Below are 22,037 nucleotides of genomic sequence, written 5' to 3' on the forward strand. Positions count from 1 at the left end.
ACCGAGAGGCGACATGCGGCGAACGTGAATTCCGGGTGAACCAGCCAATGAATTTTGAGACAATTTCAAGAACCTGACCGCCACGCACTAGGCAAACACAGCTTATGCGGCTTACACTTGATAGAGGTTCCATCAAGAGCAACTACATAGCATGAAAGGCTACAACAATGCGCGTTATTTTTGACGAGGAGCTCAAGGCCGTTGCCGATGACCTCGATCGCATGGTGCAAGACGTGCGCAAGGCCATCAACGGGGCCGGAGACGCCTTGCTGAAGCAGGATGTCGAAGCCGCCCAGAGCGTCATCGACGGCGACATCGAGATCGATGCCCTCGAATCCAGCGTCATCGACCAGTGCATCCGTCTGCTCGCCAAGCAGAACCCGGTGGCGACCGACCTGCGAGTCGTCGTATCGACGCTGCGGCTCGCTGCGACCTTCGAGCGCATGGGCGATTTGGCGAAGCACATCGCCGAAGCTGCACGCCGCATCTACCCCGAACCGGCGCTGCCGGCCGAGGCCACGGAGCTGTTCACCGAGATGCAGCAGTTCCTGTCGATGACCGCCGACCGCATCGTCGTCATGCTGCAGGACCGCGACGCCAAAACCGCCGAGGAGATCATCCTCGACGACGACAAGCTCGACGCGCTGCACCACAAGACCTTCGACCTGGCTCTGTCCGACAAGTGGACCGGCAGCCGTCAGCAGCTGATCGACGTCGTGCTGCTCGGCCGCTTCATGGAGCGTCTTGGCGACCACGCCGTGTCGGCCTCCCGCCGCGTCGTGTACATCGTGTCCGGCTTCGATCCGAGCAAGGAGCCGTCGCGCGACGAGGACGGCGCCGTCGAGTGACGACGACCGCGGCGATGCCGTCACCGGCATTCCGCCATAACTGAACTTCTCTCCACGGAGAGTCCCATGAACGGCGAGACGGCCACGGCTGCTCGCCGTTTTTGTATGCCCCGACGGGCGGTGCGCGGCTTTGGAACCCGGATCATAGACTCCATCGCGACGTCACCGTGCGTGAGTTGCGTCACCGCGCGCGCCCTCGCAGCGTGACACCCCGCACGAGTCACGCTTCGCCGCGCTCCCAGTCAGCGGAAGCGGGAATGGTGCGAATCGGCGAGAAGACGGCCACGACCATGCCCGCCGTGGCCAGCGCACACACCACGGCGGCGATCAGCGTGAACCCGCCCGGCACGAACCGCAGCATGCCGCCGACCACGACCGGTGCCACGGCGCCGAATACGCCGAGCAGCGTTTCGCATACCGAGGAGACGCCCCCCTCGGCCTACATCACACACGTCGGGGCGTGGCCGGATACGCAAAAGGGCCGCTCCCATGAGGGAACGGCCCTATGCATCAGGCTAATGCCAGGTCAGAGAATCACTTCTGGCCCTGAGCGGCGACGGCGGCGGCACCGGCGGCGGCGGCCTCCGGGTCCAGGTACTCGCCACGCGGCTTGACCGGCTTGAAGTTCTCGTCCAGCTCGTAGAGCAGCGGGATGGCGGTCGGGATGTTGACCTTGGCGATCTCGTCCTCGGACAGGTTGTCGAGCATCTTGACGATGGCACGCAGCGAGTTGCCGTGGGCGGCGATCAGCACGGTCTTGCCGGCGCGCAGCTCAGGCTCGATGGCGGACTCGAAGTAGGGCTTGACACGCTCGACGACGTTGGCCAGGCACTCGGCTTCCGGAACCGGGTCACCGGCGTAACGCGGGTCGTGGTTCTGCGCGTACTGGTCGTTCGGGTCGATCTCGGGCGGCGGGGTCGCGTAGGAGCGACGCCACAGCATGAACTTCTCGTCACCGTACTCCTGACGAATCTCGGTCTTGTTCTTGCCCTGCAGAGCGCCGTAGTGACGCTCGTTGAGACGCCAGTCACGCTGAACCGGAATCCACAGGCGATCGGCGGCATCCAGTGCGATGTTGGCGGTATTGATGGCACGACGCAGCAGGGAGGTGAAGACGATGTCCGGCAGGACGTTCTTCTCCTTGAGCAGCTCGCCACCACGCTTGGCTTCGGCTTCGCCCTGCTCGGTCAGCGGGACGTCCACCCAGCCGGTGAACTGATTGGTCTTGTTCCATGCGCTCTGTCCGTGACGGAGCAGTACTAGTTTATAAGTCATAACTCGCAGTCTACCGCTCAGCCCGGCCAAATTCGAGCCTTTGTTCACCGTTTCGCCGAACGCTTGCGCAGGAATACTCACACCATCAGCGAAATCAGCAGGATGACGGCGAAGAACGGGGGCTGGAAGCAGGCGTCCGACAGCGCTTTGCGGAATTCCTTACGGCCCGTGCTGGTCACCATGCGCCACGGCACGCCGATGCCGGACAGCATGAGGATGCCGCCCCACGGCGTCCACAGCAGCATCACCACCCACACGCCGATCGCCCATGCGACGACGCAGCAGACGCCCAGCATCACGCGGGCGCCACGCTCCCCCATGCGCACTGCGAGCGTGCGCTTGCCATGCCGGCGATCCTCGTTGATGTCACGCAGGTTGTTCACCATCAGTATCTGGCATGACAACAGCCCCGCGACAACCGCGCACAACACGCCGAGCACGCTGACCGAACCGCTCAGCGCATACTGCGTGCCAAGCACGGCGGCCAAACCGAAGAACAGGAACACCGAGAGTTCGCCGAATCCCGCATATCCGTATGGATGCTTGCCTCCGGTGTAGAACCAGCCGGCCAGCAGGCAAAGCACGCCGACCAGCAGCAGCCACCACGCCTGTGACAGGACGACGGCGACGAGGCCGCACACGCAGGCCAGCAGAGCGCTCACCACGGCGGCGACGAGTACATGCTTCGCCGGAACCAGGCCGGACGCGGTCAGCCGCATGGGCTTCTTGGTCTTCTTCTCACTGCCACCGCGGCCCTCATCGACACCGCGGATGCCATCGGAATAGTCATTGGCGTAGTTCACCGCGATCTGCAGTAACACGCCCACGCACACGCACAGCAGCGTGACGAGCCAGAACCGAGACATCATCGCCTGCGCATCGGCGGTGACCGCCGCGCATTGCGACGTGTCGGACCGGGTCTGCGCGCAGTTGAGATCGCCCACGATCACCGGATACGCGCAGCATGCGCCCACCGCCACGGAGGACAGGGAGGTCGTCAAGGTTTTCGGGCGTGCGCCGGATATCCACAGTTTCACAGTCATACAGTCCAGTGTACGTGCCTTTCACGGATTCCGTGGATATGTCGTCATGATCATCCGCCGACATCAGCACGCCCCGCTGGCGGGGGGGCTGTCGGCACAGCATCGATACATGAACAGGCGGGGCTCCACGCACACACGCGTGGAGCCCCGCCATATCGTTTCAATCGGTCATCGCCCGCAGTCCGCACGCAAGGCCGGCAGCGGCCCGCCGCACGTTTACTGCAACGCCAGCGGCTTGACCAGAGGGAAGGTGATGGTCTCGCGGATCGTGGCACCGGTCAGGGCGATGAGCAGTCGGTCGATGCCCATGCCCATGCCGCCCGCCGGGGGCATGCCCACGCCGAGGGCCTCCAAGAAGTCCTCGTCGATGTCGCAGGCCTCCTCGTCGCCGGCCAGCGCGTCCTTGGCCTGGGCCACGAAACGCTCGCGCTGCACGATCGGGTCGTTGAGCTCGGAGTAGCCGGTGGCCAGCTCGAAGCCGCGCACGTAGAGGTCCCACTTCTCCACCACGCCGGCCTTGTTGCGGTGGCCCTTGACCAGCGGGGAGGTCTCGACCGGGAAGTCGCGCACGAAGGTCGGCTCGTATAGCTTGTCCTCGTAGAAGTGCTCCCACAGGTGCTCGACGAGCTTGCCGTGGTTCTCAACGTCGTCACGCTCCACGCCGAGCTTGTCGGCGATCTCGCCCAGATGCTCCACGGAAGTGCCGGGGTTGTCCGGCCCGCCGTTCGGCACGATCTCTTCGCCGAGCGCCTCGGAGAGCGAATCATACATGCTGATGGTCTTCCAGTTGCCGCCGAAATCGTATTCGGTGCCGTCGAGCAGCGTGACCTTATGGGAGCCGAACACGTCCATCGCGGTCTTCTGCACGAGCTCCTTGACCAGCTGACCGATGGTGTCGTAGGTGCCGTACGCCTGGTAGGCCTCGACCATCGTGAACTCGGGGGCATGCGTGGCGTCGACGCCCTCGTTGCGGAAGTCGCGGTTGATCTCGAACACGCGGTCGATGCCGCCCACGAGGCAGCGCTTGAGGAACAGTTCCGGCGCGATGCGCAGATAAAGGTCCAGGTCGAAGGCGTTCATGTGCGTGGTGAACGGACGGGCGGCGGCACCGCCGTGGATAGTCTGCAGCATCGGCGTCTCGACCTCAAGGAAGTCGTGGTCATCGAACGTGCGGCGCAGCGAGGCGACGGCCTTGGACCGGTTGCGCACCATGTTGCGCACCTTCTCATCGGCGATCATGCCGATGTACGGCTTGCGCGTGCGCGTGTCGTCGTTCAGGTCCTTGTGCAGGGCGGGCAGCGGCTGCAGCGCCTTGGACGCGATGGCCCATTCGGTGGCGAACACCGACAGCTCGCCGGTCTTGGACGCGATCACGCGGCCGCGCAGGTACAGGTGGTCGCCGAGGTCCACAAGCTGCTTGAACTGCTTGAGCGAGTCAGCGCCGATCTCCTTCTTGGAGATCATGCCCTGGATCTTCGTGCCGTCGCCGGCCGACAGCTGCACGAAGCACAGGCCGCCGCCGTTGCGCAGAAACAGGACGCGCCCGGCGATGCCGACCACGTCCTCGGTCTCCTGACCGGCTTCAAGCTTGCCGTCATACTTGGCGCGCACGGCCTCGATGGTGTCGGTCACGTCGAGGTGCACCGGGTAGGGCTGCATGCCGGCCTCAAGCATCATCGCGCGCTTGGCGACGCGCATCTGCACCTGCTCGGGGTGCGCGAGCGGGCCGAACTCCTTGTTGGAGGGATCGACGGCCTCGTCCAAAGTTGCGCCGGCGCCGATGCGGTCGCGGATGGCTGCGTCCTGTCGCAGCAGCATCTCGGCACGTTCGACCGTGGTCATGACGGGAACAGCGGGCGCCGTCTCGTCGTCGTTCAGGGATTCGGGGGTTTCTTGCGTCTGACTCATAATGTCACAGTGTAATGAGATGGCGATACACGCCGAAAGTCCGTTGATATTCCGCGGTTTTCGGGATGCCACGCCACGCCGGTTTGGCTTGTCCGGGATTTCGTTGTATTATAGCCTGCGTTGCCAAAACGGGCTGTAGCGCAGCTTGGTAGCGCGCTTCGTTCGGGACGAAGAGGCCGCGGGTTCAAATCCCGCCAGCCCGACAACATGAAGGCCAGATCGCGTCAGCGGTCTGGCCTTCTTCTTACCGGTGGCTTGGCAGCTCCCGCAGTCTCACACTGCGGGACCACCACAACCATCAGCGACAATCACAACAAACGACACCCACGCGCGGGCACGCCCGCGAGATGTGATGAAGAGGGAACCATGAAGAAAAGCCTGCTTGCCTTGGCTTCCGGCGCGTTCATCCTCGGCGCGGCCGAATTCGTGATGATGGGCATCCTGCCCCAGACCGCCGAGGCGATGCACGTCGATATCCCGACCGCCGGCCACTTCATTTCCGCCTATGCGATCGGCGTGTGCATCGGCACGCTGATCCTGGTGTTCGGGCGCAAGATCCCGCCGAAGCAGCTGATCATCATGTTCATGGTGATCGCCTTCGTCGGCAACGTCCTGTCGGCGTTCTCCGTCAATGCGCCCATGCTGCTGGCTGCCCGTTTCATCTCGGGACTGCCCCACGGCGCGTTCTTCGGCACTGCCACGCTGATCGCCAAGACCGTGGCCGACAAGGGCAAGGAGGCGCAGGCCGTCTCCGCCATGGTCACCGGTCAGACCGTCGCCAACATGATCGGCGTGCCGGCCGGCACGCTGATGTCGGAGTTCCTGTCATGGAGGCTTGCGTTCATCGTGCTCAGCGCCTGGGCCGCGATGACCGTGTTCCTCGCGCTTGCCTGGGTTCCCGCCATCGCGCCGGTGAAGGACGTCGGTCTGGCCGGCCAGTTCAGGTTCCTCCGAAAGCCTGGACCGTGGCTGATTCTGGGCGCGGTGTTCACCGGCAACGCCGGCGTGTTCTGCTGGTGGAGCTACGTGTCGCCGTGGCTGCAGAAGACCGGCGGATACGACAGCGACATGGTGCCGTTCCTGATGATGCTCGCCGGATTCGGCATGGTGGTCGGCGGCATCATCGGCGGGCGTATCACCGACAACTGGCGTCACGCGGGAACCGCAGCCCTCGGGCAGGCGATCTCCGGCGTCGGCCTGCTGCTGGTGTTCCTGGTGCCCGGCAACCATGTGAGCGCCGCCATCTTCACGTTCTGGATCGCGTTCGGCCTGTTCTTCATCTCCGCCCCACAGCAGCTGCTGATGACCGAATCCGGCAAGGGCGGCGGCGAGCTGCTGGCCGGCGCGGCCGTGCAGGTGGCGTTCAACTTCGGCAACGCGGTCGGCTCGATGGTCGGCGGCGGCATGCTGAACTTGTCAGGCATGAACTACCACTTCACCGCATTGGGCGGCGTGCCGCTGGCGGTCATCGCGGTGGCGCTGCTGACCATATACTCCATGCGTCACGAGACGCACACCGACGCGCTGGAGCGTATGCGCGAGATCACGGTGTGAGTTTCGCGGGATATAGCTCTCAAAACTCGCAGATACAAGTGGAATTTCGCTGAATCACCGGTATATCTGCGAGTTTTGAGAGCGGGGTTTGTTATATAACTCACATCACACGCCGAAAACGTCATCACCAAGGCTTCCTAGACTGGTAGAAACCGGTTTCATGGCAAGGAGATGACATGAACGATGATGCACTGATGGCGAAGCTGATGGCCGCGTTCGACGATGACGCGGCACCGGACCAAGCCGGGGACGAGCCCCGACCTTCCGAGCAGCCTTTTGACACGCAACGGTTCCTCGCCGGGCTCGACGCGATCTTCGACGCGCACGCCGCCGCCAAGGCAGGGCCGTACCTGGAGCAGGCCATGATCGACGCGGAGAACGCCGGCGATGACGCCGGGCTGCTCACCGTGCTGAACGAGACGATGGGGTTCTACCGCTCGCAAGGCCGACACAAGGAGAACCAGTGGATCGTGCAACGGGCGCTGGAGCTCGCGACCCGTATGGGCATCACGGGCACCGAGGCATGGACGACCACCCTGATCAATGCGGCCACCGCCATGCGGGCGGCCGGCCAGTACGACCAGTCCGAGGATCTGTACAAGCAGGCGCAGGCGTCCAGCGAGCGCACGCTCGCCCCCAGCGACCGGCGACTCGCCGCCCTGCACAACAACCTGTCGATGCTGTACAGCGAGACCGGGAAAACGCATCAGGCCGAGGTGGAGCTGGGCGAGGCCCTGCGCATACTGGAATCGTCGAGCCCGGATGCCGAAACCGACCTCGACGTGGCCTCGACGCACACGAATCTGGCGTTGACGCTGCTCGCCGAAGACAAGCTGTCCGCCGCGAGCTGGCATGCGGCGAAGGCGTTGGAGATCTACCGCAACGGTCATCTTGAGCACAGCGCCCATTACGCTTCGGCGCTGGCCGGCTACGCGCAGGTGCGTTTCCACCAGCATGATTACGGGCAGGCGGTGAACCTGTACTGCCAGGCCCTGCAGGTCATCGAGGAATGCTACGGCAAGGACACTGATTATTACCGCATCACCGAGAGCAACCTGCGGCAGGCCGAACACGAGGCCTCCGAGCATGCCCCCGCGAATGTTTCACAGAATGTTTCACAGGATGCGAGCGCAGGTGGGAATGGTTCCGGCACGCCCGGCACAGCACCCGCCGGCACCCCATCCGCCGCCGTTCCGTCCGCTACCGCCTCACCCACCGGCACCTCACCCATATGCGGCCTCAAGCTGGCACGCGAATGCTGGAACGCCTACGGCAAACCGCTCATCGCCGACAAATACCCGGAATATCAGGGGCGCATCGCGGCGGGACTGGTGGGCCACGGATCGGAATGCTACGGGTTCGATGACGATCTCTCGCGCGACCATGATTTCGGCCCACGCTTCTGTCTATGGCTCACCGACGAGGATTATGCGGCGATCGGCGAGCGCCTTCAGGCCGATTACGAGGCGCTCCCCCAATCGTTCATGGGATACGGCCCGCGCGAGTCCACCGCCAGGGCTCAGGGTGCAGGCAGGCGCGACGGAGTGTTCCGCATCGGCGATTTCTTCGAGTCGATCACCGGATACCGTCAGGCGCCAAGCACCAACAACCCGCACGAGTGGCTGATGCTGGATGAGGCGACGCTTGCCGCCGCCACCAACGGCGAGGTGTTCGCCGACCCGTTGGGCAAGTTCCTCGACACCCGGCAGGGGTTCAAGACCATGCCGGAGGACGTGCGGCTGGCGCTGATATCCAAGCGTCTGGGCATGATGGCGCAGGCCGGGCAATACAATGTGCCGCGCATGCTCGCGCGCGGCGACGGTGCGGCCGCCTGGCTGTCGATCGGCGAGTTCGTGCAGGCGGCGGCATCACTGGTGTTCCTGCTCAACAATCCGATCACCGTGGGATACCTGCCGTATTACAAGTGGCGGTTCGCCGCGCTTCGGCGGCTGTCGTCCCGCATGGCGGCGAGGCTCGCCGATGTGTGCGGGCAGCTGGAGACGCTGCTGCGGCTGAGCTCCGCCGCCTGCTATGGCGGTGCCGGTTTCGGCGAGGGCGGCAAGGGGTCGGCACCGGTCGCCGAGAAGATATCCCAGACCATCGAGCACGTCTGCGCCGAGGTCGTGGCCGAGCTGCGCCGAGAGGGACTGACCGGCAGCGACGAGACGTTCCTGGAGTGGCAACGGCCATATGTCGAGGAGCACATCGCCAGCGACGCGGCTTGTCTGCATTCCCTGTGACAGGGCGTGACCGGCACGGGAGATGACGGCGGCAACGACGATAACGGACAACGGGAAAGAGGCGGCGGATGAGCGACCAGCTGATCGAGCGGATAGTGCGTCATGAATGGGATCAGTTCCAGCGCACGAACAACGAGGGCGGGCGGGCCGCCTGCCAAGGCAATTGGCCGGTGTTCCGGCAGATGCGCACGAGCCAGTTCATGACATGGCCCGATCCGCTGCTGGACAGTTATCTGGCCGATCTGGTCGAAGCCGAGCGTGTCGGGCGCAATCTGGTCACGGAGAAGTACGGTCGCATGATGGAGTCCACGGCACCGCAGGATTTCCATGACAACATCGAACCGTACATACCCCGGTTGAGCGATGAACGTATCGCGACGCAGGAGCATGTCATCGCGACGCAGGTGGCGTGGGCCGAGGACTTCCGTGCCCGCTACCCGAAACTCGGCCGGGCCATGCGCGTGCTGCGCACCGCGGAGGACACCGCGCAATCCACGTCGTTCGAAACATATCTGCGCGGGGAGCTCGGCACCTACTCGGAACGCACGATGGCCCTGTACCGGCGTTTCGTCGACGATCTGCTCCAAAAGGGTCGGAACCTGACCGAGGAGACGATCGCCCACACCGTCGCCCTCGCAGGTTTCGCCGATCTCGCCGAAGCGGAGGCCGCACAGGGCTGACGCGGGAATCGGTGCCTTGCCGGCAGGGCCGCCGGCAAGGCACCGATCGATATGTCACTCGTCATGGGGCGTTCGTGCGTTGCGCGCTATCTTTGCCAGAGACCAGATGATGGCGATCAGGATCAGCGCCCCGCCGACCACCGCGCACCCGATGGCGAACATCACGCGGGGATCCATATCGAACCATGCGAGCACGCCATTGGGGAACCTCACTCCGAACAGGATCGCCACCGCGCCGACCAGCAGCATGAACACACCCAATGTCAGTGTGGCGGCGCTCGGCCCTGTCTTGCGGATGACCGGACGCACCGGCACGTCCCGCGGCACTTGCACGTAATTGGAGCCCGCACCCGGCTGGACCCAGGGACCGGCCGGAGCGGCGTATGCAGGACCCGCATCCGGGCGGTTCGGTCCGTATCCGTCATGCTCTCGCGGGGGCTGCGTGCTGTACAGCGGAATCTGCTGAGGTGCCGGACCGGGCTGCTCTGTATCACCCGCGGCGAAGGCCGTGGCGGCATCAGGCTGTTGCGTGGCGCCCGCGCCTGTGGATGGCGCGGCGGCAAGAGGCTGCCCTTTGTCAGGAACATCGCCGGCCGTTGTGGCTCCGGCCGGAACATCGCCGGTTCGCCGATCGGAAGCGGCGGCGGGACTCCCGAATGCGTCGGCGGCAGGCTCGGTCTCGGTCTGGCCGTCATCCACGGGGGCCGCCGATTCGTCCGAAACCGCCCCGGCCGCAAGTGGTTCGGCAGACAACTTCTCGGTCGACGCGGAGTCAACCGGCAACGACTTGGTCTCGGCCTGCGGCACCGCGACCTTTTCTACCGGCATCGCCTCTGTCTCGGCAACCGGCAGCGTCTGTGTCGGCTCGACCGGCAACGCCTGCGTCGGCTCGACCGGCAACGCCTGCGTGACGGCAGAAGCCTGTTCGGACACGCCGCCGACCAGTGTCGGCAAAGCCTCGGTCTGCTCGAAATCCGCAGGCATCGCCTCGGCATTCGGAAGATGCCGTGTCATATCGTGATCGTCATTCATGATGTGCTCCTTGTATCATTCGCCCGCAGTGCTCACAGGGCGTCATCGGATGAGCATCCGCCGCTGTCATCGACATAACGGACGGCCACTTTCCCCTCGATGGTGTACGGCACGTTGATGATCAGTTCGGGCCCGCCTTCGGGAATGGTGCTGTAATCGAGGTTGGATGCGCCGCCGTCGCACGCCGGCTTCTCACCGGAACGGCCCGAGAACGTGTTGTCCAGACGCAGGAAATCGTATCCCCACTGGTTTCTGGTGATCGTATACCGGCCTCCGATAGAACCGACGAGCCGATACCCGTCGCTGCGCTTGCCGAACGCAAAGCTGCATCCTTGCGGCAAAGTCAGAATCACCCGGGCCCGATAGGCCGAGATGCGCAGGTCCCCGACCGGACACGTCGATTGCCTGACCTTTCCGTCGACATCCGTCACCTTGTGGGGGCTGATGCCGGGCACGCCATCTCGCGTCAGATCAATGCTGACGCGGTCGTCGCCGTAATTCGTGCCGACGAACCGCACGCCCTGTTGCAATCGGGCGATCTGCTGATCGGTGGCGCCATATTTCGTGACTCCGCGAACATTGACCAGCGTGCCGCCTTCGGACTGCATGGCATCCACCGTATAGCTGTAAGCGACGTTGACGCCCAGTACGCAGACCGCGACGAACGCGGCGGTCCAGGCGAGCGGAATCAGGCCTCCGGAGCGGCGTCCCATCAGGCCAAGCACCGTTATGACAGCACCCAGAGCCAGGCAGACGCCGCCAATCCACAGCGTGAGCACACGGGTCATCGATTCGATGGATGAGTTGTCGTTTGCCAGCATCAGAACCGCACCGGAGACGAGCATCAGCCCGATCATGCCGATGACGATGGCGAAACCGGCCGGCTTGCGGCGCTCGTATTTCGGTGGAAGAGGCCCCGCCGATGGGCGATACGGAGACGACTGGTACGGCATGGGAGGACGTGCGGGCCGATCGGCGGTATGGGGCTGGCCGAAGCCGTATCCCGGAGCGGGCTGCTGGAACGGCTGACGCACCGACGCTACGGAGGACTCCGCTGCACTTCCCGCGGTTTCCGGCGCGGTGGGCCCTGATGAGCCAGCCGTGCCGGCATCGGCCGCCTGCTCTCCCGTGTCCGCACCGTCATAGGCGTATGACGAGGCCGGCCATCCGCGCCGGTATGAGCCGTTCTCAGAATCGCCGGTACCGCTGGCATCGCTGACGCCGCTGCCCGACCCGTATCCGCCATGCCGCCGGTTGGCGTTCTGCACCAGGGCCCACAGCACCAGCGCCGCGCACAGGGCCGCCGCGAGACCGGCACCGGGGACGGCGACCGCCAGCATCATCATGATTATCACGCCAAGCATGTTCCAATCCCAGCGCCCGTCGATCAGCTCCTCGCCGAGGATACGGCCATCCCGCGCATCGGGCAGCAGCGCCCATGCGATGGCATACAGCGCCAAACCGAATCCGCATAGCACCACGCTCGCCAGCACCAGTGCCCGCACCAGAGTCGGGCTCCATCCCACGCGCTGCGCGATGGCGCTGCACACGCCGGCGATCCACCGGTCGTCCCCGCGCTCCATCGCGCTGCCGCGGATCCACGAGAAGAACCGGTCGCTCTGCCGCTTCGGCTTCGGCTGGGGTCCGGGCGCAGGAGAGCCGTACGGATTTGAACCGTACGAATCCGAACCATTCGTGCCGGGGCCGGCGGCGCCACCCGCGTCATAGGCATACGTTGTATCGTTCATGCTTCCATTACAGCAGCAACCGGCCGCCGCACGCATCGGGGGACACCCTGATTGTTCCCTGAACCGGGGCGTTATGCCCCATGTCGTCTTCCCCGGAGGCGCACAATGGGACCATGATCCAGCCGAACAACCCATACCGGCAGCCGCACGCGCCCCGTCGGACGCAATGGCAGGCCCGCCGCGCCCAACCGCCGTCCGCCGCGCCGAGCCTGCCATTGATGCGCCCGCGGAACGGGCGCGTCCTCGTCGGCGTGTGCCGTGGCGTGAGCCTACATCTGGGAGCGCCCGTATGGCTGGTGCGACTCGCGTTCGCCGCGGCCGCTCTCGCGTTCGGGGCCGGCGTCATCGCATACGTGTTCCTGTGGATGTTCATGCCGGTCGGCGATCCCGTCGCCGCCGCGCAGGCCATGTCGGATGCGGCCTCGACAGGTTTCGCCGAGCCGCTCTCCCGCGGTAATGCGGCATACGCCGGCACCGCGGGTGACAGTGGCCGCAGCGACGCCGACGACTCCTCGGAGGGACTGGCGGCGGCTCTGCGCCGCGCCCCGAAACCTTCACTGGTGGCATTGGCCGGTCTGGTGTTCATCGCCATAAGCGTGCTGCTGTCGTTTGCCGGCGGACGGGAGCTGATCGTGCCGCTGGCCGTCGCCGTCGGCGGCCTCGGACTGGCATGGTCGCGGTTTGACGCGGACGAGGGCAAACTGCCATCGATGCTTGGCGGCATCGTGCTTCTGTTCGTCGGCTATGCGATCTTCGTGTTCACCAGCACGGTTCCGGGGTGGGGCGCGTCCCCTCGCCGCATCATCATCGGCGGGTTCGTACTGCTGGCCGGCACGGCTCTGGCGATCGTGCCTTGGGTGAGCACGCTCATCCGCTCCCTATCCACCGAGCGCGCACTCAAGGAGCGTGAAGAGGAACGTGCCGACATGACCGCGCACCTGCACGATGGCGTGCTGCAGACGCTCGCCCTGATCCAGCTGCACAGCGACGACCCGCAGACCGTGTTCTCGCTCGCCCGGCAGCAGGAGCGCGAACTGCGCGAATGGCTGTATCAGGAACGCACCACATCGGACCGTTCGGTCAGCGCCGGGCTGAAGGCCATCGCCGCGCAGACGGAAGACGAGCACGGCAAACCGATCGAAGTGGTGACCGTGGGCGACGCGAGGCCCAGTGCCCAGACCGACGCGCTGCTCGATGCCACGCAGCAGGCGCTCATCAACGCCGTGACGCATGGCGGCGAGCCCATCTCCGTGTATTGCGAGGCCGGCGCCGACAAGGTTGAGGTCTTCGTGCGCGATCATGGCGATGGGTTCGACGTGAACGCGATTCCCGAGGGCCGGCTCGGCATCCGCGAGTCGATCATCGGGCGGATCCGACGACGGGGCGGTACAGTGGAGATCGTATCGAGGCCGCATTGGGGCACCGAGGTGCGCATGCACATGCCGGTCGCAGGCGGACGGCAACCGAACCAGCGGGGCGATGCCACGAACGCCGGCGGGCAGCATGGACGACCGCCATCCGGCGCGGCATCATACACACGCACGCAGAGGGAAACATGATTCGACAGGTGAAGCATATGGGTCAGGCAGACAGCACAAGCATCGGACCGACATCAGGAGCGGATGCGAGGCAAGGGGCGGCCGGTGAGTTCGGCAGCGTGGAGTGCAACGACGTGGAGTCCGGCAGAGCCACTGATACGGATACCACTCCCCGCGAAGCTGCGGCGACGCCGATTCGCGTGGCCGTCGTCGACGACCATGAGATGTTCCGCGCCGGTGTCATCGCCACGCTGCAGCCGTACTTCCACATCGTCGGGCAGGCCGCCGACGTGGAAGGCTCGATCGCGATGATCGCCGACATCAGACCGGACGTGGTGCTGCTCGACGTGCACGTACCCGGCGGCGAGGGAGGAGGAGGCGCGGAGATCCTCGCCAAATCGCAGCCGCTCTCCCCCGCTTCCGCGTTCCTGGCGCTGTCGGTGTCGGATTCGCCGCAGGACGTCGGCTCGGTGATTCGTGCCGGCGCACGCGGATACGTTACCAAAACCATCACCGGCGACGATCTGATCTCATCCATCAAGCAGGTGCACGAAGGGTATGCGGTGTTCTCGCCGAAACTGGCCGGATTCGTGCTGTCCGCCTTCCAGGGGGCGCCGATGGACGGGGCCGGCGGCGCGCGGGGCCGCGACGAGGAGCTGGACCTGCTGTCAGGCCGCGAGCAGGAGGTCATGCGCCTGATCGCCCGCGGATACACATACAAGGAGGTCGCCGCCGAATTGTTCATCTCCATCAAGACCGTGGAGACCCACATGTCAAACGTGCTGCGCAAATTGCAGCTGTCCAACCGCACTGAACTGACCCGCTGGGCAGCCGACCGCCGCATCGTATGAGGCAAGGCACGACCGGCGCGGCGACATTTCCATGCCGACGGTGAAACGGACGCCACCCACGTAGAGCGTTCTTCATACACTGGTAACGAACAAAACCCTATCCTCGTCGGAAGGAAACAGCATGACCGCTGAAGCAAACGTCGGTGTCGTCGGACTGGCCGCAATGGGAGCGAGCCTCGCCCGCAATCTCGCCCGTCACGGCAACAAGGTGGCGGTGTTCAACCGTCACTATTCGCGTACCGAGAAACTCATCACCGAGCATGGCAGCGAGGGCGAGTTCTTCCCCGCGAAGACGATGGAGGAATTCGTGGCATCGCTGAAGAAGCCGCGCACCGCGATCATCATGGTCAAGGCGGGCGAGCCGACCGACGCGATGATCGGCCAGCTGGCCGATCTGATGGAGCCGGGCGACATCATCGTCGACGCCGGCAACGCGCACTTCCCCGATACGATCCGCCGCGAGAAGGCGATCAGCGCCCGCGGACTGCACTTCGTCGGCTGCGGCGTGTCCGGCGGCGAGGAAGGCGCCCTGCTCGGACCCTCGATGATGCCCGGCGGCAGCGAGGAGTCCTGGAAGACGCTCAAGCCGATCTTCGAGTCCATCGCGGCGAAGGCCGAGGGTGAGCCGTGCGTGACGCATATCGGCGAGAACGGCGCTGGCCATTTCGTGAAGATGGTGCACAACGGCATCGAATACTCCGACATGCAGCTCATCTCCGAGAGCTACGACCTGATGCGTCGCGCGCTCGGTATGACGCCGGCTGAGATCGGCGACGTGTTCGAGGAGTGGAACAAGACCGAGCTGGAGTCCTACCTGATCGAGATCACCGCCGACGTGCTGCATCAAGTCGACAAGAAGACCGGCAAGCCGCTGGTCGACGTGATCGTGGATCACGCGGGCATGAAGGGCACCGGCACGTGGACCGTGCAGTCGGCGCTTGATCTGGCCGTGCCGGTGACCGGTATCGCCGAGGCCGTGTTCGCGCGAGGACTGTCCGGGCAGGCCGAGCTTCGCGCCGAAGCCCAGAAGCAGGACTTCGAGGGACCGTCCGGCGTGGTGCCGATGGCCGAGGAAGACAAGGTCGCGTTCATCAATGACATCCGCGAGGCGCTGTACGCTTCGAAGATCGTCGCGTACGCCCAGGGCTTCAACGAGATCACCGAAGCCGCCAAGGTGTATGACTGGAAGATCGATCTGGCTGCGGTGGCGCGCATCTGGCGCGGTGGCTGCATCATCCGTGCAAAGTTCCTGAACCGCATCTCCGACGCGTTCGAGAACGGCGAAGCCAACGTGTCTCTGCTGTTCGCCCCGTACTTCAAGGACGCGATCGAGACCGCCGAGCGCTCGTGGCGACGCGTGGTCTCCCGTGCGATTACATTCGGCATCCCGGTGCCGGTGTTCGCCTCCTCGCTGGAGTACTTCGACGGCCTGCGCTCCCCGCGCCTGCCCGCCGCCCTGATCCAGGGCCAGCGCGACTACTTCGGCGCCCACACCTACCAGCGCACCGACATGCCCGGTGCTTTCCACACGTTGTGGGCTGAGCCTGGCCGTGAGGAAATCATTGCGTGATTTCCGGTGACAGCCGCGAGGAGACACCGAGCCTCGCGAAGCGAGACCCCAATCGTAGGGGCCGAAGGCGAGCCTGGTCATAAGCAAACACCGAGCCTCACCACAAGCCCCTCTCTACCGCTCGCAGATCGAACGCGAACCATACGAATGATGGCGCAGGCTCCCCTAGGGGCGCCTGCGCCATCGTGTTTCATCGGCACACCATTCATATCGTGTGGTTCCCATTTTTCACACAGACGTTTTTCGCGCACAGTAATCGCAACCAGCCGCATCCCAACATCACCAATCAACGCCCAGTCACCGCCGGCGGTGCATATCCTCCTGTACAACGCGCGCATTGTAGGCAAACGCAGCAGTTGTACATACACCGTCCCGAGAGACCTCGCACACCATTCCTCATTTCGTTGGAATTCCAACGTTTCCAGGAACTCCGTCGGTGTACAACAGTGGGCGCAATCGTTTTCAACGGCTGTTGTACAGATTCCGCCCCGTACAACGCGCGCATTATGCCATTTCGCGGGAGTTGTACACGCATCGGCATCGCAACCCTGCGCGCTTCTTGCGCTGCATCCCATTCGCATGCCGGACCGCACCGGGCACGCAATGAACCCTCGGGCGGAGTGAACGAAATTCGCAATACGACCGGATTGTCCAGTACGATCGTCGAACCGCATCGCCATGATTGACAGACCGGCCTCAATCTCATGCCATGATGAACACCAATCAGATCTTATTTCACGATGGGAGACGCGGCACGAAACGGCAAAACCATGCATCTTTGCCGTTTCGTGCCACGGAATCCTCGAATTGTCTCGTTATCCGAAATAACAGGCGTCAAATACCGAACTATCCGATAGTCGAGACAAACCTCACAGCTTGCTGGCGGCGTCCTGGTCGATGTACCAGATGAGTTCCTCGCCGTCGGCGAAGGAGCTCGGGGCCTGCGGATTGCGCGGCTGGGCGAAGGCGGCGGCGACCGCATCGGCCTTGCGCTCCCCGGACGCGAACACCCACGTGTGCCGCGAACGGGCGATCATGGGAACGGTGAGCGTCACGCGCAGCGGCGGCGGCTTCGGCGAATCGCGCACGCCGGCGACCAGCACATGCGGGTCGTCGATCAGCACTTCAGGCCGGCCGGGGAACAGCGACGCGAAATGCGCATCCGGGCCGACGCCGAACAACGCGATGTCCAGCGTCGGCTCCTCCCCCAGCTGCTCGATCAGCTCCTTTTGGTAGGCGGCGGCCGCATCGGCCAGCACCGCATCGTTCTCCTCGTCGGTGGCTGCGGCGATCTGTGCGGCGTCGCGCGTGTCAGCGGGCATCTCGTGGATGTTCTCCTCCGGCATCAGCCCGCGCTCCACCAGGATGTTCAGGAACCGCCGCGCCTGCTTGGCGTTGCGGTCGTCGCTGTCCTCGGGCACGAACCGCTCGTCGCCCCACCAGATGTGCACGCGCGAGGCGTCCAGGTCATCGGCCAGCGGGTCGGTGCCGATCGCGCGCAGCACGCGATTGCCGTCGGTCCCGCCGGTCAGCGCTATATCCACGCGGCTGCGCCCCGGTTCGGCGAGCAGGTTCCTGATCGTGGTCAGCACGCGCACGGCCACAGCTTGCGCCAGAACATCGGGGTTCGGGCATGTTACGGTTTTTCTTTGCGACATCAGTTACAGCTCCTTTGTCGTTCTGATTCGGTCTTCACGCGCCCGGGCATGGGCGCGTGACGGTTCCGTGACGCTCACGCATCGTCGTTCATTCGTTGATTCACCGATTGCCGTCGGGCCGGCGCCTTGCGGTCGAGACGCCGGCCCGACAGTGCTTATTCGGCAGGATGAATCAGATTCCATCCCTGGGTGATGACTTCAGCATACACTTCATCCGGGTCGAGCTGACGCAGCTCTTCGCTCAGGCATTCCTCAAGCGTCCTCGTGGGCACGCTGATGGATTGCGGCGACTGGCCAGGCGTGCTGATGACGGCGATGCCCTCCTTCGCGTCCGGCCGCTCCAGACTGAGCGTCCCGTCCGCGCGCGTCAGGTATACGCCGGTCACGGCGGTCGCGCCGGGCACCTCCTCCATGATGACGGGCACGTTGAGCTTCAGCCGCAGCCAGGCCGCCAGCAAATCCATGGGCAGGAAGCCCTTCGGACCGGAGACCTTCACCGTGCTGATCGGCAGGTGCGGCGGCTGGTCGAGCATGGTGGCGAGCATCGCACGCCACACCGTCAGGCGCGTCCATGCCATGTCCACGTTCTTCGGCGACCAGTTGCGGCGCAGATCCTCGATGGTGCGGTAGGGGTTCGACGAGTGCATGGCGTCGGTGATGCGACTCCTCGCCATCGCGCCGAGCAGGTCCTTGGACGGGTTGGCCGGCGCCTCGTTCGGCCACCACGCCACGACCGGCGCGTCGGGCACGAGCAGTGGGATGACCAACGTGTCGGGATGATGGACCAGCCCACCACGCGGGTGCAGCACGATGATCTCACCGGCACCGGCGTCCGCGCCGAAGCGCACCTGGGCGTCCAGATTGGAATTGTCGTACGCCGCATCCGCGTCCTCGGCGGGCTTGGGCGCACCCTCGACGGGCTTGCGCACGCCATTTCCACGCCGCGGGGAGATGGCGATGACACGGCACGGGTGCTCGCGGCTGGCGGCGTTGGCCAGTTCCAGCGCCTGCTCCAGCTCGTCCTCGGTGGTGGAGATCAGCAGCGTCAGCACGCGGCCGGTCGCCGACTCGCCGCGCTCCTCGTGCAACTCGTCGATCTTCTGCGATATCTCGCGGGTGCGGGTGTTCGGCATTTCGATAATCATGGCATCCTCCAGTGGCGTCCGTCGCGTGCGAGCATTTCATCGGCCTCCGTCGGCCCCCACGTGCCGGCACGATACGGCTGCGGCTGACCGAGCGTGGACCAGAATTCCTCGATCGGGTCGAGGATCTTCCACGACAGGTTGACCTCTTCGGTGGTCGGGAACAGCGGCGGGTCGCCGAGCAGCACGTCGAGAATCAGTCGCTCGTATGCCTCCGGCGAGCTCTCCGTGAACGAACGGCCGTAGCTGAAGTCCATCGAGACGTCACGTACCTCCATCGCCGTGCCGCCAGGCACCTTGGAGCCAAAGCGGATCGTCACGCCCTCGTCGGGCTGTACGCGGATCACGATCGCGTTCTTGCCGAGCTCGCGTGTCGCGGTCGACTCGAACGGCAGGTGCGGCGCGCGTTTGAACACGACGGCGATCTCGGTGACACGCTTGCCGAGACGCTTGCCGGTACGAAGATAGAACGGCACACCGGCCCAGCGGCGGGTGTCGATGTCAAGCCGGATCGCCGCATAGGTCTCGGTGGTAGACGCCGGGTCAATGCCCTTCTCCTCCAGGTATCCGACGACGTCATGCGAGCCCTGCCAGCCGGCGGCGTACTGTCCGCGAGCGGTGTGTGCGGCGAGGTCCTTCGGCAGACGCACCGCGGAGAGGATCTTCGTCTTCTCGGCGGTCAGGTCGGAGGCGGTGAACGAGACCGGCTCCTCCATGGCGGTCAGGGCCAGCAGCTGCAGCAGATGATTCTGGATGATGTCGCGCGCTGCGCCGATGCCGTCATAGTATCCGGCGCGGCCGGCCACGCCGATGTCCTCGGCCATCGTGATCTGCACGTGGTCGACGTAGTTGGCGTTCCAGATCGGCTCGTACATCGCGTTGGCGAAACGCAGCGCCAGCATGTTCTGCACGGTTTCCTTGCCGAGATAATGGTCGATGCGGAACACGCTCGACGGGTCGAACACCTCGGAGACCACACGGTCGAGCTCCTTGGCGCTGGCCAGATCGTGGCCGAACGGCTTCTCGATGATCACGCGTCGCCATGCGCCCTCGGACGAGCGGGCCAGTCCGCAGTCGGCGAGCTGACGCGCCACCACGGGGAACGCCCGCGGCGGCACCGACATGTAGAAGGCATGGTTGCCGCGCGTGCCCCGGTCGCGGTCCAGTTCAGCGACCGTGTCGCTCAACCGCGCGAACGCCGCGGAGTCATCGAACGTCCCCTGCACGAAACGGATGCCCTTTGCGAGCTGCTTCCACGTCGATTCGCGGAACGGGGTGCGGCAATGCTGCTGCACGTGCTCGCGGACGAAATCCCTGAAATGGTCTTCGGTCCAGTCGCGGCGTGCGAAGCCGGTCAGTCCAAAGCTCGGCGGCAACAGGCCGCGGTTGGCGAGGTCATAGATCGCGGGCAGCAGTTTCTTGCGCGACAAATCGCCGGTCACGCCGAAGATCACGATGCTGCACGGGCCTGCGATGCGCGGCAGGCGCAAATCGCGCGGATCGCGCAGTGGATTGGTCCACGCGGTTGGCGTGGCGGAAACGGAATCAGTCATACGCACCATAGTAGTGATGCGCGTGCATCTCATGGCCCATTCCTCTCAGAAAGAACCATGCAATGCAGCACATCGCGGGATTTTGGCGCGGTGAGAACCGCTCCGGGACCACCCCCAGTCGCTACGCGACAGTCCCCGCCAGCGGGGGCGAGACAGCACAGTCGCTACGCGACAGTCCTCCGGGCCCTGCAATCAAGGACGGCCTTGCAGCCGCATCTCTCTGATGCGCCTGCCGGCTCATACTCGCCTATAGACAGCCCACCGGGCTGTCTACTGTACGGCTCGTCCCGCCAGCGGGGGCGAAAGCTGGCGTCAGAGCGTGGGCTGGTCCGTCTCCCCGCTCTGCTCGCCGGTCTCGCCCTCATCCTCCCGCAGTCCGGATTCGAGTCTCCGGTTGCGTTCGCGGAGCCTGTCGTTCTCCGCGGTCAGCTCGTGGATGTACCGGATCTGCTGCGCTATGAGCATATCGCGCAGGTCCTTGGCCGCCGATCCGCCGAAATTCTCGCGGATCGTGGCCGCGCGAATCGGCGCCGGCGGAATCAGCGGATTGCCGGTACGCGGGAACTTGTCAGCGGATATCGGCTCGGCGTCGTCATCAGCCGGTTCCATCATCTTCCAACGCGCGATGCACCGTTCGATGCGCTTGTATCCGATAAGCGACGGGTCAAGCCCGACGTCGCGGAATATACCCGTCGGCGAGTCCCCCGCACGATACCGCTGCATGCAGTATTCGCGGAACTGGCCGGTGTATCGGATGCGGTTCCGTCCGACGCTGTTCACGGCAGGCAGTGAACGCAGGTAGTCAATCTCGTCGTCGTCAAACTCTCTGTCTTTCATGATGGTGCCCTCCAGCACTCTTCTCATCGATAGAGATGAACATGAAACGGAGGTTCGCCAGGATTCACTGCACTGTCTTCCCCGCAGTATCCTCCGAATCGGGACGCCCGCCCTGCCTCGTGAAAGGCAGGCGGATGGCCGAGTCAGCCGCCGATATGCGATTCGCGGCGTGCACGGGTCATCATCGGCGACGTGCCTGGCAGCCGTGTCTCGCCCAAAGCAGTCGCGACGGATGTCACCGCGGCGTAGGTCTCCGACTTCACAGGGACTTCCGAGGGTTCGGGGGTGTTCGGCGCGTCGGGGGTGGAGGTTTTCAGCACGGGCTTGGCATCGGCCATGGAATCGATCATGTGACCATCGACTTCGCCGGTCAGGATGACGTCGACGCCATTGGCGATGTCAAGCGTTGCGGCCAGAGCGATGTTGGCGGCCGGAGCGGCGGATCCGGCCTTGGCGGCGGTCAGCGGGGCCTCATCACCCACGCGCATGACTGGGGATTGCGCCTTGTGCACCGCGTTTGCGGCGGCGGCATCGCCTGTATATTTGCTGGATGATATTGA

General features: G+C 64.7%; 18 protein-coding genes and 1 tRNA gene. 8 read left to right on the plus strand and 11 right to left on the minus strand.

All coding sequences use genetic code 11. From position 1 onward, the window contains the following. The first annotated feature begins 167 nt into the window (after positions 1-167). Positions 168-848 carry a phosphate signaling complex protein PhoU gene (gene phoU, locus BBBF_RS07400; protein ID WP_003814671.1) on the plus strand — a complete coding sequence of 227 codons (681 nt, stop codon included), beginning with the start codon at positions 168-170 and terminating at the stop codon, positions 846-848. Between the two features lie 220 nt (positions 849-1,068). Here phoU and BBBF_RS07405 read toward each other — a convergent pair whose 3' ends face one another. The 4 genes from BBBF_RS07405 to lysS form a co-directional block, all read right to left on the minus strand. After that, positions 1,069-1,233, minus strand: a complete 165-nt coding sequence (locus tag BBBF_RS07405; RefSeq protein ID WP_229026557.1) for a hypothetical protein — start codon at positions 1,231-1,233, stop codon at positions 1,069-1,071. Positions 1,234-1,382: 149 nt separating this feature from the next. Beyond that, a complete protein-coding gene (locus BBBF_RS07410; RefSeq protein ID WP_003814666.1) occupies positions 1,383-2,123 on the minus strand; it encodes a phosphoglyceromutase in 741 nt (246 codons plus the stop codon). A gap of 77 nt (positions 2,124-2,200) precedes the next feature. Continuing rightward, positions 2,201-3,166, minus strand: a complete 966-nt coding sequence (gene menA, locus BBBF_RS07415; RefSeq protein WP_003814664.1) for a 1,4-dihydroxy-2-naphthoate octaprenyltransferase — start codon at positions 3,164-3,166, stop codon at positions 2,201-2,203. 216 nt (positions 3,167-3,382) lie between these two features. Beyond that, the gene (lysS, locus tag BBBF_RS07420) at positions 3,383-5,074 is read right to left on the minus strand and encodes a lysine--tRNA ligase (RefSeq protein WP_003814662.1); all 1,692 of its coding nucleotides are present in this window, start codon (positions 5,072-5,074) and stop codon (positions 3,383-3,385) included. 129 nt (positions 5,075-5,203) lie between these two features. On the opposite strand from lysS, the gene BBBF_RS07425 reads away from it, so the two are divergent. The 4 genes from BBBF_RS07425 (at position 5,204) to BBBF_RS07440 (ending at position 9,548) form a co-directional block, all read left to right on the plus strand. After that, positions 5,204-5,277, plus strand: a tRNA-Pro gene (locus BBBF_RS07425). A gap of 163 nt (positions 5,278-5,440) precedes the next feature. Further along, positions 5,441-6,628, plus strand: coding sequence for an MFS transporter (locus BBBF_RS07430; protein ID WP_014760592.1), 1,188 nt, complete (start codon positions 5,441-5,443; stop codon positions 6,626-6,628). Between the two features lie 176 nt (positions 6,629-6,804). Further along, positions 6,805-8,868, plus strand: a complete 2,064-nt coding sequence (locus BBBF_RS07435; protein WP_021647749.1) for a DUF4037 domain-containing protein — start codon at positions 6,805-6,807, stop codon at positions 8,866-8,868. 68 nt (positions 8,869-8,936) lie between these two features. Continuing rightward, a complete protein-coding gene (locus tag BBBF_RS07440; protein ID WP_021647748.1) occupies positions 8,937-9,548 on the plus strand; it encodes a DUF4125 family protein in 612 nt (203 codons plus the stop codon). A gap of 54 nt (positions 9,549-9,602) precedes the next feature. Here the strand turns inward: BBBF_RS07440 and BBBF_RS07445 are convergent, their stop codons facing one another. Then, the gene (locus BBBF_RS07445; RefSeq protein ID WP_021647747.1) at positions 9,603-10,580 is read right to left on the minus strand and encodes a hypothetical protein; all 978 of its coding nucleotides are present in this window, start codon (positions 10,578-10,580) and stop codon (positions 9,603-9,605) included. A gap of 32 nt (positions 10,581-10,612) precedes the next feature. After that, positions 10,613-12,328 (minus strand): PspC domain-containing protein, encoded by a 1,716-nt coding sequence (locus BBBF_RS07450; protein WP_021647746.1) that lies wholly within the window; start codon positions 12,326-12,328, stop codon positions 10,613-10,615. A 113-nt stretch (positions 12,329-12,441) separates the two neighbouring features. Between BBBF_RS07450 and BBBF_RS07455 the strand changes: the two genes are divergently transcribed. The 3 genes from BBBF_RS07455 to gndA all read left to right on the plus strand — a co-directional run bounded on the left by BBBF_RS07455 (position 12,442) and on the right by gndA (position 16,287). Next, positions 12,442-13,887: an ATP-binding protein gene (locus BBBF_RS07455; protein ID WP_003817674.1), complete on the plus strand. Its 1,446-nt coding sequence runs from the start codon at positions 12,442-12,444 to the stop codon at positions 13,885-13,887. Further along, positions 13,884-14,717: a LuxR C-terminal-related transcriptional regulator gene (locus tag BBBF_RS07460; RefSeq protein WP_003817677.1), complete on the plus strand. Its 834-nt coding sequence runs from the start codon at positions 13,884-13,886 to the stop codon at positions 14,715-14,717. The genes BBBF_RS07455 and BBBF_RS07460 overlap by 4 nt, the downstream gene beginning before the upstream one ends. 121 nt (positions 14,718-14,838) lie before the next feature. Further along, positions 14,839-16,287 (plus strand): NADP-dependent phosphogluconate dehydrogenase, encoded by a 1,449-nt coding sequence (gene gndA, locus BBBF_RS07465; RefSeq protein WP_003814647.1) that lies wholly within the window; start codon positions 14,839-14,841, stop codon positions 16,285-16,287. Between the two features lie 869 nt (positions 16,288-17,156). Here the strand turns inward: gndA and pgl are convergent. The 5 genes from pgl to BBBF_RS07490 form a co-directional block, all read right to left on the minus strand. Further along, positions 17,157-17,945, minus strand: a complete 789-nt coding sequence (gene pgl, locus BBBF_RS07470) for a 6-phosphogluconolactonase (protein WP_021647743.1) — start codon at positions 17,943-17,945, stop codon at positions 17,157-17,159. A gap of 155 nt (positions 17,946-18,100) precedes the next feature. Further along, positions 18,101-19,090, minus strand: a complete 990-nt coding sequence (locus BBBF_RS07475) for a glucose-6-phosphate dehydrogenase assembly protein OpcA (RefSeq protein WP_021647742.1) — start codon at positions 19,088-19,090, stop codon at positions 18,101-18,103. Beyond that, a complete protein-coding gene (gene zwf, locus BBBF_RS07480; RefSeq protein ID WP_003814642.1) occupies positions 19,087-20,649 on the minus strand; it encodes a glucose-6-phosphate dehydrogenase in 1,563 nt (520 codons plus the stop codon). Before zwf ends, BBBF_RS07475 begins: the two co-directional genes overlap by 4 nt. Positions 20,650-20,952: 303 nt before the next feature. Beyond that, positions 20,953-21,477, minus strand: a complete 525-nt coding sequence (locus BBBF_RS07485) for an HTH domain-containing protein (RefSeq protein ID WP_033509834.1) — start codon at positions 21,475-21,477, stop codon at positions 20,953-20,955. Between the two features lie 143 nt (positions 21,478-21,620). After that, the gene (locus BBBF_RS07490; RefSeq protein ID WP_003818894.1) at positions 21,621-21,965 is read right to left on the minus strand and encodes a hypothetical protein; all 345 of its coding nucleotides are present in this window, start codon (positions 21,963-21,965) and stop codon (positions 21,621-21,623) included. Between the last annotated feature and the right edge of the window lie 72 nt (positions 21,966-22,037).

The sequence above is a fragment of the Bifidobacterium bifidum ATCC 29521 = JCM 1255 = DSM 20456 genome, from assembly GCF_001025135.1.
Lineage (GTDB): Bacteria > Actinomycetota > Actinomycetes > Actinomycetales > Bifidobacteriaceae > Bifidobacterium > Bifidobacterium bifidum.

What these genes read in the sequence shown, in the direction of transcription:
- BBBF_RS07435 (WP_021647749.1), top strand. Translation starts at nt 6,805, where the DNA reads ATGAACGATGATGCACTGATGGCGAAGCTGATGGCCGCGTTCGACGAT.
- BBBF_RS07445 (WP_021647747.1), bottom strand. Translation starts at nt 10,580, where the DNA reads ATGAATGACGATCACGATATGACACGGCATCTTCCGAATGCCGAGGCG.
- BBBF_RS07430 (WP_014760592.1), top strand. Translation starts at nt 5,441, where the DNA reads ATGAAGAAAAGCCTGCTTGCCTTGGCTTCCGGCGCGTTCATCCTCGGC.
- BBBF_RS07450 (WP_021647746.1), bottom strand. Translation starts at nt 12,328, where the DNA reads ATGAACGATACAACGTATGCCTATGACGCGGGTGGCGCCGCCGGCCCC.
- zwf (WP_003814642.1), bottom strand. Translation starts at nt 20,649, where the DNA reads ATGGTGCGTATGACTGATTCCGTTTCCGCCACGCCAACCGCGTGGACC.
- menA (WP_003814664.1), bottom strand. Translation starts at nt 3,166, where the DNA reads ATGACTGTGAAACTGTGGATATCCGGCGCACGCCCGAAAACCTTGACG.
- BBBF_RS07440 (WP_021647748.1), top strand. Translation starts at nt 8,937, where the DNA reads ATGAGCGACCAGCTGATCGAGCGGATAGTGCGTCATGAATGGGATCAG.
- pgl (WP_021647743.1), bottom strand. Translation starts at nt 17,945, where the DNA reads ATGTCGCAAAGAAAAACCGTAACATGCCCGAACCCCGATGTTCTGGCG.
- BBBF_RS07485 (WP_033509834.1), bottom strand. Translation starts at nt 21,477, where the DNA reads ATGAAAGACAGAGAGTTTGACGACGACGAGATTGACTACCTGCGTTCA.
- phoU (WP_003814671.1), top strand. Translation starts at nt 168, where the DNA reads ATGCGCGTTATTTTTGACGAGGAGCTCAAGGCCGTTGCCGATGACCTC.
- BBBF_RS07475 (WP_021647742.1), bottom strand. Translation starts at nt 19,090, where the DNA reads ATGATTATCGAAATGCCGAACACCCGCACCCGCGAGATATCGCAGAAG.
- BBBF_RS07490 (WP_003818894.1), bottom strand. Translation starts at nt 21,965, where the DNA reads ATGCGCGTGGGTGATGAGGCCCCGCTGACCGCCGCCAAGGCCGGATCC.
- BBBF_RS07460 (WP_003817677.1), top strand. Translation starts at nt 13,884, where the DNA reads ATGATTCGACAGGTGAAGCATATGGGTCAGGCAGACAGCACAAGCATC.
- BBBF_RS07455 (WP_003817674.1), top strand. Translation starts at nt 12,442, where the DNA reads ATGATCCAGCCGAACAACCCATACCGGCAGCCGCACGCGCCCCGTCGG.
- gndA (WP_003814647.1), top strand. Translation starts at nt 14,839, where the DNA reads ATGACCGCTGAAGCAAACGTCGGTGTCGTCGGACTGGCCGCAATGGGA.
- BBBF_RS07410 (WP_003814666.1), bottom strand. Translation starts at nt 2,123, where the DNA reads ATGACTTATAAACTAGTACTGCTCCGTCACGGACAGAGCGCATGGAAC.
- lysS (WP_003814662.1), bottom strand. Translation starts at nt 5,074, where the DNA reads ATGAGTCAGACGCAAGAAACCCCCGAATCCCTGAACGACGACGAGACG.